General features: G+C 45.9%; 10 protein-coding genes. 8 read left to right on the top strand and 2 right to left on the bottom strand.

Features of this window, described 5'->3' with window-relative positions:
* The first annotated feature begins 295 nt into the window (after positions 1-295).
* The 5 genes from J0895_RS19530 to sfsA all read left to right on the top strand — a co-directional run bounded on the left by J0895_RS19530 (position 296) and on the right by sfsA (position 4420).
* The gene (locus J0895_RS19530) at positions 296-1231 is read left to right on the top strand and encodes an alpha/beta fold hydrolase (RefSeq protein WP_207089673.1); all 936 of its coding nucleotides are present in this window, start codon (positions 296-298) and stop codon (positions 1229-1231) included.
* Between the two features lie 161 nt (positions 1232-1392).
* Positions 1393-2451 (top strand): DUF262 domain-containing protein, encoded by a 1059-nt coding sequence (locus tag J0895_RS19525; RefSeq protein WP_207089672.1) that lies wholly within the window; start codon positions 1393-1395, stop codon positions 2449-2451.
* Between the two features lie 15 nt (positions 2452-2466).
* Positions 2467-2910, top strand: coding sequence for a nucleotidyltransferase family protein (locus J0895_RS19520; RefSeq protein WP_207089671.1), 444 nt, complete (start codon positions 2467-2469; stop codon positions 2908-2910).
* Positions 2911-3013: 103 nt separating this feature from the next.
* Positions 3014-3460, top strand: coding sequence for a hypothetical protein (locus tag J0895_RS19515; RefSeq protein ID WP_207089670.1), 447 nt, complete (start codon positions 3014-3016; stop codon positions 3458-3460).
* Positions 3461-3688: 228 nt separating this feature from the next.
* On the top strand, positions 3689-4420 hold the full coding sequence (gene sfsA, locus J0895_RS19510) for a DNA/RNA nuclease SfsA (protein WP_207089669.1): 732 nt from the start codon (positions 3689-3691) through the stop codon (positions 4418-4420).
* A gap of 54 nt (positions 4421-4474) precedes the next feature.
* Here the strand turns inward: sfsA and trmFO are convergent, their stop codons facing one another.
* Positions 4475-5821 (bottom strand): FADH(2)-oxidizing methylenetetrahydrofolate--tRNA-(uracil(54)-C(5))-methyltransferase TrmFO, encoded by a 1347-nt coding sequence (gene trmFO / locus J0895_RS19505; RefSeq protein WP_207089668.1) that lies wholly within the window; start codon positions 5819-5821, stop codon positions 4475-4477.
* Between the two features lie 114 nt (positions 5822-5935).
* On the bottom strand, positions 5936-7426 hold the full coding sequence (locus tag J0895_RS19500; RefSeq protein WP_207089667.1) for a site-2 protease family protein: 1491 nt from the start codon (positions 7424-7426) through the stop codon (positions 5936-5938).
* A 3-nt stretch (positions 7427-7429) separates the two neighbouring features.
* Between J0895_RS19500 and J0895_RS19495 the strand changes: the two genes are divergently transcribed.
* The 3 genes from J0895_RS19495 to J0895_RS19485 all read left to right on the top strand — a co-directional run bounded on the left by J0895_RS19495 (position 7430) and on the right by J0895_RS19485 (position 9455).
* Positions 7430-8086, top strand: a complete 657-nt coding sequence (locus tag J0895_RS19495) for an MBL fold metallo-hydrolase (RefSeq protein ID WP_207089666.1) — start codon at positions 7430-7432, stop codon at positions 8084-8086.
* Positions 8087-8296: 210 nt separating this feature from the next.
* Positions 8297-8761 (top strand): hypothetical protein, encoded by a 465-nt coding sequence (locus J0895_RS19490; RefSeq protein WP_207089665.1) that lies wholly within the window; start codon positions 8297-8299, stop codon positions 8759-8761.
* A 265-nt stretch (positions 8762-9026) separates the two neighbouring features.
* Positions 9027-9455: a hypothetical protein gene (locus tag J0895_RS19485; protein WP_207089664.1), complete on the top strand. Its 429-nt coding sequence runs from the start codon at positions 9027-9029 to the stop codon at positions 9453-9455.
* The last annotated feature ends 126 nt before the right edge of the window (positions 9456-9581 follow it).

The following is a 9581-nucleotide window of genomic DNA, read 5'->3' as shown; positions in this document are numbered from 1 at the left end:
TCGAGATTAAAAAAGGTAGCCGTAAGCCTCATGGCGAGAGTCAGTGAGCGTGAATAGGTAGGGGCGCATTGACTACGCCCTTAAGGTCTAAATTCTGGACTCTTAAAGAATCCCATGCTCTTTAGACGTGGGAGTGTCAAGCACTTTCTTTGTCCGTCGTAAATTCCCCAGTCCAAAATTAGATGCTTCCAAGGGCCGGAAAAGATTGTAAAATCATGTTAAGCCCACCCCTCAATTTTGGATTCAGACCTCAAAATTCAGGGGCGATCGGCCTGATTCCCTCTCTACCCCAGTCATGACTCTGATTCCTTCCAATCCTTCAGCCTCCTCCCCTAGCGCCCCTTTGCCCTTTCAAACCTGGACCTGGCGCGGGTTTCCGATATGCTACCAACAGCAAGGAGAGGCGGGACCAGCAGTGGTGCTCGTCCACGGATTTGGAGCCTCCTGCGGCCACTGGCGCAAAAATATTCCGGACTTGGCGACGGGTTGTCGAGTCTATGCCATTGACTTGATTGGGTTTGGCTACTCGGCTAAACCAACCCCAGGGGAGGCGATCGCCTATACCTTCGAGACTTGGGGAGAACAACTCGCTGATTTTTGCCGGGAAATCGTCGGGGGTCCCGCCTTCTTCGTGGGGAATTCCATTGGCTGTATTGCCATCATGCAAGCTGCGGTGGATCATCCTGAACTCGCTAAGGGGATTGTCGCGATTAACTGTTCCCTGCGCCTGCTGCACGATCGCAAACGGTCCCAGAAACCCTGGTATCAACGAATTGGCCCACCTATCGCACAAAAGATATTATCTGTCAAGTGGATTGCCCAATTCTTTTTTAAACAATTAGCTACTGCGAAAACAGTCCGCTCTATTTTATTGCAAGCCTACCGGCGATCGGATGCCGTCACCGATGAACTGGTCGAAATTATTCTCGGACCCTCCCGGGATGCTGGTGCCGTGGATGTTTTTGTCGCCTTTACCCGCTATTCCCAAGGGCCATTACCGGAAGATTTGCTGCCGATTTTACCTTGTCCCGCCCTCCTCCTCTGGGGAAGCGATGACCCCTGGGAACCCCTCACCCTGGGACAAGAATTTGCCCAAATTCCCACCGTAGACAAGTTTATTCCCTTACCAGGATTAGGTCATTGTCCCCAAGATGAAGCCCCCGAGGTCGTCAATCCGATTGTGTTGGAGTGGATTTTAGGGAAGGAAGGAAAATCCAACGGTTTGGTGTAGGGTTTGAGGCTTGCTGGGGCGTTGTTGAGTGCGATCGCCGTTATAATACTGGGGTAAGAATTGATGCGAGAATTGATAAAGTACCTCTGCATCGGGCATCAACGGATATCATTTAAAATTTTTGCCCTTGTACATAGTTTTCAGCAATTCTAATAAAAAAGATGAGTAGAACCATAAACTTTCAATCAATTTCTTGGTTTTGGGACCTCTACACTAGAGACCTCCTCGACCTAAATCCTCCTTATCAAAGACGAAGTGTTTGGAATCAAAAATACAAAGATGATTTTATTGATACAGTTTTGAATGGATACCCATCTCCTGCCATTTTTTTATATCGAGAAATTACGGATGATGGGTTCTCCAAATATAGCGTAGTCGATGGTAAACAAAGATTATCTACTATATTTGAATTTGCCGAAAATAAATTTCCCGTCGGCGAAAAAGCTACCATTACGAGACTAAGAGGATTATCTTTCAAAGAATTAGAGACCGAAGTAAAGCAAAGTTTTTGGACCTATCAGTTTGCCGTTGAATCAGTTCCTTCTACGGATGAAAAAATAATTAATGATATTTTTGACCGCATCAATCGGAACGTCAGTAAATTAACCCCTCAAGAACTTCGACACGCCCGGTTCGATGGCGTCTTTATTACCACCGTCGAACAGTTGACAGACTGGATGTTATCAGTTTTACCCCACAACTTCCCCTCAATTGCCCCCAAATCAAGAAAACAAATGAAAGATGTGGAATTTGTCACTCGACTCCTCCTATTTTTAGAAGAGGGAGTCAAATCATATCGTCCAGACGACTTAGATGCAGCATTTAATGATAGAGATTTAGAGTGGGAAAACCAAGATAAAATAGAAGATGAATTTAAACATGTGATTAATTTAATTCAACAGATTTTTAAACCCTCGGTTGATTCGTCGATTGATTTAACCAAAACTCGCCTGAAGAACCAAACTGATTTTTATTCGTTTTTTGCTGCTGTTGCCGAATTAAATCAAAAAAAACCTTTAGAAATAAATAGAGAAATACCTAAAAATATTGCTAAATTTTTAGAAAGGGTAGAGTCTGATGAGACTCGAATCACTGATAAAGAAGCTCAAACATATTATGATGCAATTGCAACTTCTCTTCTTTCCGGAACTGAAAAATCCCGAACCCGAATTGATAGTTTAAAATCCGTAATTTTGTCATCTATTGTGATTGTTCCATAATTTCTAAGGTTATTAATGAAGTATCCTTCGATTTTAGACCGTCAATATCAACAGTACCTCCCCTTAGTTGAAGAAGTAGCAAAGCGAGTTAAATCAACACTGGTCAATTTTTGTGATAATAAAGGATACGCATTCACTTCTCGGATTAAGACCATTGAATCTTTAGCTGAGAAAATTGAAACGGGGAGATTCAAAAAATGGTCAGACCTTAATGATTTATTTGCTTGTACCGTGATTATCCCTCGATTATCGCAAGAACAAGAAGTGATAGATTTTTGCCAAAATAGTTTTAATGTGACTAAAACCCTTAAAAGAGGACAGGCGAAAAAAGCACCGGATGTGTTCAAATTTGATTCAACAAGACTTTCGGCTAAATTAAAAAGCATCGACCCAAGTTTAGACGAATCATTAAATATTTTTAATGTTTTTTTTGAAATTCAAATTATAAAGTGCTTTTGAACACGCTTGGGCCGTTTCCACCCATGATTTAGTTTATAAAAGTTCGGAAATTGATTGGAAAAAGCTGCGTTTAGCCGCCCAAATTAAATCTACGGTTGAACAGTTGGATACTTTAATTCTTGCATTCGAGGAAGTATCTTCTGTAATCAAAGAGAGTGATTATCCAGACCTAAAGAAAAAAGGTCAAATTGCCAAATTTACCCAACAGCTATTTGAGCAAAACAAAATTCCCGAAGGACTTCAACCCAAAGATATGAGCCGATTTTGCGATAATTTATATAGGATTTTGGTCAGCGCGGATAAAGAAGAAAATATTAAAAATTGTATTAATTGTATTAAAAAAACTGTAAATAATACATCTTTTAAAAAAATACCCCGTAGTATTTCTTTGTTGCAATATTTTTTTGCGATTTTAGTTGAAAACGAAATAATTTCTCTACCTTTACCGAAATATTCTTGTCACATCACAGAGGAGTTAATAGAATTATATCCATTTTTTCAAAAGCAAATTTCTGTCAGTTTTGACTACGAAACTCAAAATTTGGATTAGGTTTGTAAATGTCCGAACATAAAGTTGCTATTATTTTAGGAGGGTCAAGGTATAAAATGATTCTTTTAATCCTTTTTTTGCCGGTGAGCCTAACCAAGTGGCAATGTAAATCGGGAGAAATAGGGGGGATTATTTTTAGTAAAATCCCCTCGACTCTCTCCTAGCGGCTCAGTCTTCGTACCTATTTCTGATAAACTGGTTTGTTCACCTCGGAGTCCAAATTCAGTCATGAGCGAGTTCATTTACAACTATCCCCCTTTATTTCCCGGCACCTTACTCAAGCGGTATAAACGCTTTCTAGCCGATATCAAACTTGATACAGGCGAAGAAATTATAGCGCATTGTGCTAATCCCGGTAAAATGTTGGGATTATCAGCCCCGGGAAGTCGAGTGATGGTCTCCCTGAGTAACAATGTCAAGCGCAAACTACCCTATAGTTTGGAATTAGTGGCAGCGGAAGAAAATCCGACAACTTGGGTGGGAGTAAATACCAGTTTGCCGAATCAAGTGATTAAATTAGCCTTGGCAGGGCGACTCATTCCTGGATTGGGTGAGTATGAGACTATCAAGCCGGAAGTGGTTTATGGACGCGATCGCAAAAGTCGGGTGGATTTTTTCCTCACTGGAACTGAGGGAACAACACCCATTTATCTGGAAGTGAAAAATGTCACTTGGGCGCAAGGACGAAAAGGTTTATTTCCCGATGCCATCACCACCCGAGGTCATAAGCATTTGTTAGAGTTAGTGGATGTGATGGAGACTCACTCAGCAAGAGCAGTCGCGTTATTTTTTATCAGTCGGGGAGATTGTGAGGTTTTTGGCCCAGGAGATACCGCTGATCCGCTCTATGGCAAGTTATTACGAGAAGCATTTGCTAAGGGATTGGAAATTTTGCCCTGTCGGTTTGAGTTAAGTCCAGAAGGGGTGAAATATTTAGGGTTGGCTGAGGTGGAGTTTTAGGATGAGGGAGATGGGGTGGATGAAACCACCCCATCTCCCCCAGAGGACGAAGGATTATTTAGTCAGGGCCGGAACTCTCACATTCAAGCGGGTGCGCCAACTGGCTAGGTGAGACAAAGAGCGATCGCGATATTTGCCATATCGTTCAGGTTTGCTCTTGATTTTTTGCGGAAAGGGTGGCAAAATCCCAAAGTTAGGCGGCATGGGTTGGAAGTGTTTGGGGGAGGCGGAACTGATAAAGGAAAATAGCGCTCCCATCATGGTTGTATAAGGCAACCAGACGGGTTTTAATCCTAGTGCTATCCTGGCGGCATTGGTTCCGGCTAACCAGCCTCCGGCAGATGCAGCGGTATAGCCTTCAGTGCCGGTGAGTTGTCCCGCAGCTAGGAGGGTCGATCGCCCTTTGAACTGTAAGGTTCGGTCCAACAATTGCGGGGAATTAATAAAGGTATTCCGATGCATCACTCCCATACGGACAAATTCGGCATTTTCTAATCCAGGTATTAACTGAAAGACTCGCTTTTGTTCTCCCCACCGTAGATTAGTTTGGAATCCGACCATGTTCCAGAGTTGTCCGGCTTTGTCTTCTTGGCGCAATTGCACCACGGCATAAGGACGGGTTTCATAGCGCGGGTCACTCAATCCTACGGGTTTGACGGGACCGTAACGCATGGTATCTTCTCCCCGTTTTGCCATTTCTTCAATGGGTAAACAGGCTTCAAAAAATTTCGAGGTTTCTCGGTCAAAGTCTTTTAATTCTGCTTGTTCGGCTTTGCACAATTCCTGCCAAAAATGCAGATATTGTTCTTTGTTCATGGGACAATTGATATAGTCGGCGTCCCCTTTGTCATATCGCGAGGCGCGGAAGGCGATATCCAGATTGATGGAGTCGCCGACAACGATGGGACTGGCGGCATCAAAAAAGCTCATGTATTCCATGCCGGTGAAGCGCTGCAAGTCGGCGGCGAGGGCGGGGGTTGTGAGGGGTCCGGTGGTGAGGACGACGATGCCATCTTGGGGGATTTCTGGGGCTTCTTCTCGCCGGAGGTCGATTAAGGGGTGGTTGGCGAGGGTTTCGGTGAGTTCATGGCTGAAGACGCCGCGATCGACGGCTAGAGCACCACCGGCGGGGACTTGATGGCGATCGGCGGTGCCGATAACGATGGACCCGAGTTGGCGCAGTTCTTCATGGAGTAATCCGGCAGCCCGATCGCTGGCTTTGGCCCCAAAGGAGTTGCTGCATACCAGTTCGGCAAATTCCCCGGTATGATGGGCGGGGGTCATTTGCACGGGTCGCATTTCATAGAGGACGACGGGTACCCCAGCGCGGGCTATTTGCCACGCGGCTTCGGTGCCTGCAAGTCCGGCACCAATGACTGTAACGGGTTGTTTGTCGTTCATAAAAACTCTGAGAACTACTGAGATTGGGGAACACATTGCGATCGCTCATAATGAGCAAGGGGAAATCAGTCTATGGCTTGGGATGCGGTGGTCTCCTCCAGTGTGATATCCCCTTCAAATTATATTTAACCACTGGGTGATTAGTCGGGGTGCCGGTAAGACGATCGCCAAAAATAGGGCGATCGCCACAAACCCCAAAATATCCCGACGAGTATCGAGTTCGCTGACATCATTCAAGGCTGGGGAATCTACAATTGGCATCAAGAATAACAGAAGCGCCCAAATAATCCATCCCTTTTGCACCCAAGCGAGTCCCAAAAATGCAATTCGGGTTATTTGTCCGATGCGGGTAGCTTTCACCTGCCCAAACATGGCATGAATAATATGTCCGCCATCTAATTGACCCACGGGAATCAGGTTTAAGGCGGTGGCGATTAAGCCAATATATCCGGCAACAGCAACGGGATGTAAGTTAATGGCACTGGTGAGAGTGAGTTGCGACCCTAGGGCGAGTTTACTCAAAAGGGTGAGAATCAAGGAACTTTTCGGGTCCAGGGCGGTGATTTGGAACATTCCGGCGTTCTCTGGGATGGGTACGATGGTGGAATTCACTAATCCCCACCACAACAGAGGCAGGGTGACCACAAATCCAGCCAGGGGACCGGCAATACTGACATCAAACAAGACTTTTCGATTCGGTATGGGCGACTGGATTTTAATGAACGCCCCAAAAGTGCCTAACAACAACGGGATGGGAATAAAATAAGGCAGGGTTGTCTTGATTTTATAAAAAACGGCGGCCAGATAGTGACCGGATTCATGGATACCGAGGATCAGCATCAGGGCGACGGCGTAGGGTAGCCCCTGGAGTAATAAACTCGGATTGGATTGGAGTTTCTCCAGAGAAAAGCCCGCCAGTTCCGTCCCGAACAATGTGGTGGTAAAGAGGGTAATTCCGGCCAGGGATAGGGCGATTAGGGGTTTGTTTAAGTCATCGGTGGAGGCGGTTTGTTCTGGATTGGGAACTAAGATAAAAAAGGGCTTGCCTTGGAAATCTTCTTGAAAAATAATTAGGAAGCGATCGCCGAATTTATCTTCTATTTTGGCGCGAATTTTTTGATAAGCCGACTCCGGGGGCGATCGCAACTGACCCCGACAAATCACCGCTTGCGGACGGTAATCAACCTGATGCAGGGCATAAACTGTCCAATCAAAGCATTCCCGCAGTTGCTGTTCTTCTCCATCATTCATGGCGCGTAATTCCTGGAGACTAGCAGGAGGAACCTGGCGGGAGACACCTGTGATTCGGGGAGATTCCGGAGTTGGGGTAACTCCCACCTCCTGTTCTAATGGGGGGCGCATATTCCGGCGACCCCAGAAAAAAAGTATCCAATAGACGAGAGGCGACACCAAAAATAAGCCGAGGGCGACTTCGGTGGGTAAGGGAGTGTCCTCGCCATGAATGAAAAACCAAGCCATCCATAGGAATGCGGGGGCCATTAATGCCAACCACAACACCCAAACCGGCGTGCGCGTCAGGTGTGCCACACGCTGCCGCAAAATAATGTATGTAATAAATCCTAGAAGCAGTAACCAGAGAATCATGCTATGCCCAAACAACCACGGGCTGTCTTTGATGATATTTTTGCCTTTTCTCCCAATCGAGAGACCCTAGGCGCGACAGCTTATCTTATTGTAGAAAACAACGCCAATATCTTGGTAGATTGTCCTCCCTGGAATGAATCGACGGAGGAATTCCTCCACCAGCAAGGCGGTGTGCAGTGGCTATTTTTAACCCATCGGGGGGGGATTTCCAAAGTTAAGGAAATTCAAAAGGCAACCGGCTGTGAAGTGGTGATTCAAGAGTGGGAAGCCTATTTACTGCCGGAATTGACGGTGCAGACGTTTGAGAAGGATTGCACCCTGAGTCCCAATTGTCAGGGAATTTGGACCCCGGGTCATTCTCCCGGGTCTTCCTGTTTATATTATGGGGGTCACGGAGGGGTTTTATTTGTGGGAAGGCATTTACTGCCCAATGCTCAGGGAGAACCGATGCCTTTGAGAACCTCTAAAACGTTTCACTGGACCAGGCAAATTCAGTCCTTGAAGCGACTGCAAGAGCGATTTACACCTAATAGCTTGCACTATATCTGTCCCGGGGCGAGTACGGGCTTTTTACGGGGGAAACGAGTGATTGACTCCGCCTATGAGCATCTTTTGGCGATCGATGTTCAGGGGTTGTCGGAGTTGGAACCTGTTCTATAACGTTATTTCTCGTGTCATGGCTCCGCCGTGACACGGGCATTTGGAGACTCTGCCGCCTGTATTGGGGGCGATCGCACTGGAGACAGGAGGCAGAGCCTCCAATTGTGCATGACTCGGCGGAGCTTTCGTCACAAGGATGAGAGGTTGGTCCACAATTCTTGCTAAAATGCAAGCCAATAGTGCTTGTCCTTGAATTGTTGGTAATAAATCATGTCCGTTGCAACTCCTTACGCGAACGCGCCTGATGTCACAACCGAAGATTATTTAGTCGTCGGTTTGGCCACTTGTTTTCTCAAGCAAGATGGGGAAGTCCATCAGGTCAAAATTGTAGAACCGATCCCTTCGGCAGCTTTAGAAGCGATTCTTAAGGGAATTCCTACCTCTTATGAAATGGCTTGTGCCACTACTCTGGGTACAGTTTTGGAGGGTGAACAGCCGAAAATGTTGGCGGAGTTTCCTGCTGATGCTCAATTCTGTGATGATTTTGGAGAAAGGGCTATTTCGACGGTTCGCACCTATCAACATCGTCCTGAAGCTCGTGAGGCGATCGCGATCGGGTCAACTTATCGCGAATTTAACTATTCGGTCGATCGCAAGCGGGTTCTGAATTCCGATAACATTGTTCGCCCTGAAGATAACGTTAAGCAACACGAGTACACTCATAAAGTCTTGTAATTTGTCAGCATGGGGTGAGTTCGGCTTTAACCCGATGACTTACTTCTCGTGATAACTATCAAAAATGAGGGATAAATTATGGTTGTAATTATGATAATTTATCCCTCATTTTAATGGTAAAATAATATAAAACATTGAAAGATAAAGCATTACATTTAGTTAAATTAGACCTATAAATTTTTAGAATTTTTGTTGAATTGGGCCAGAAATCTCATAAACTCAGAATCAGGTGATGCTGGATTGACTGGAGGGAAAAATGGAACTGATGACGGAACGAATTGAATCAATTAAGGCGGGTGCGATCGCCGGATTTTCCGTGGCAGTCGCCTGGGGGGTGACGAGTTTGGGGAATCAGTTGATGTTATCCCCTGGGGTTGAGAGTTGGGCGATTTTCCCCGAATGGCAGCGGTTTTGGTTGAGTGGCACAAGTGCAGGAGTTGCGGGTTTTTTGTTTGGGGTGACTTACCGTTATATTATCCGGGATGATGTTAATCCTCACCTGAAATCTGGGGCGGTATTTGCGTTTGGATTAGTGCGAGGATTGGCTCAAATTGAGGTGGGATTAAGCAATCAAAGTAGTGTTTTTCCCTTGATTGTAACGGCGAGTGAAAGTATTTTAATATTTGCGGTGGCGAGGGTTCTGTTAGATGCGGCGATCGCCCGTCATTGGGTTAAGCCTTTTTCTAATTTCTGAATAACCCTCCCCTCCCCTCCCCTTGCCTAGGGTAGGGTCCCTCTCTCCGGTCCCCTCCCCTTAGCAAGGGGAGGGTTAGGGTGGGGTCCCCCTCCGGTCCCCCAAGGGTAGGGTCCCTCTCTCCGG

The sequence above is a fragment of the Phormidium pseudopriestleyi FRX01 genome, assembly GCF_017313335.1.
Lineage (GTDB): Bacteria > Cyanobacteriota > Cyanobacteriia > Cyanobacteriales > Laspinemataceae > Laspinema > Laspinema pseudopriestleyi.
The sequence above is the reverse complement of the archived record's forward strand: the minus strand, read 5'-3'. Positions and strand labels throughout refer to the sequence as shown.

Bases quoted from the DNA above. Each gene is read 5' to 3' on its own strand.
- sfsA (WP_207089669.1), top strand. From the start codon at position 3,689: ATGAGCGAGTTCATTTACAACTATCCCCCTTTATTTCCCGGCACCTTA.
- J0895_RS19530 (WP_207089673.1), top strand. From the start codon at position 296: ATGACTCTGATTCCTTCCAATCCTTCAGCCTCCTCCCCTAGCGCCCCT.
- J0895_RS19520 (WP_207089671.1), top strand. From the start codon at position 2,467: ATGAAGTATCCTTCGATTTTAGACCGTCAATATCAACAGTACCTCCCC.
- trmFO (WP_207089668.1), bottom strand. From the start codon at position 5,821: ATGAACGACAAACAACCCGTTACAGTCATTGGTGCCGGACTTGCAGGC.
- J0895_RS19500 (WP_207089667.1), bottom strand. From the start codon at position 7,426: ATGATTCTCTGGTTACTGCTTCTAGGATTTATTACATACATTATTTTG.
- J0895_RS19525 (WP_207089672.1), top strand. From the start codon at position 1,393: ATGAGTAGAACCATAAACTTTCAATCAATTTCTTGGTTTTGGGACCTC.
- J0895_RS19490 (WP_207089665.1), top strand. From the start codon at position 8,297: ATGTCCGTTGCAACTCCTTACGCGAACGCGCCTGATGTCACAACCGAA.
- J0895_RS19485 (WP_207089664.1), top strand. From the start codon at position 9,027: ATGACGGAACGAATTGAATCAATTAAGGCGGGTGCGATCGCCGGATTT.
- J0895_RS19495 (WP_207089666.1), top strand. From the start codon at position 7,430: ATGCCCAAACAACCACGGGCTGTCTTTGATGATATTTTTGCCTTTTCT.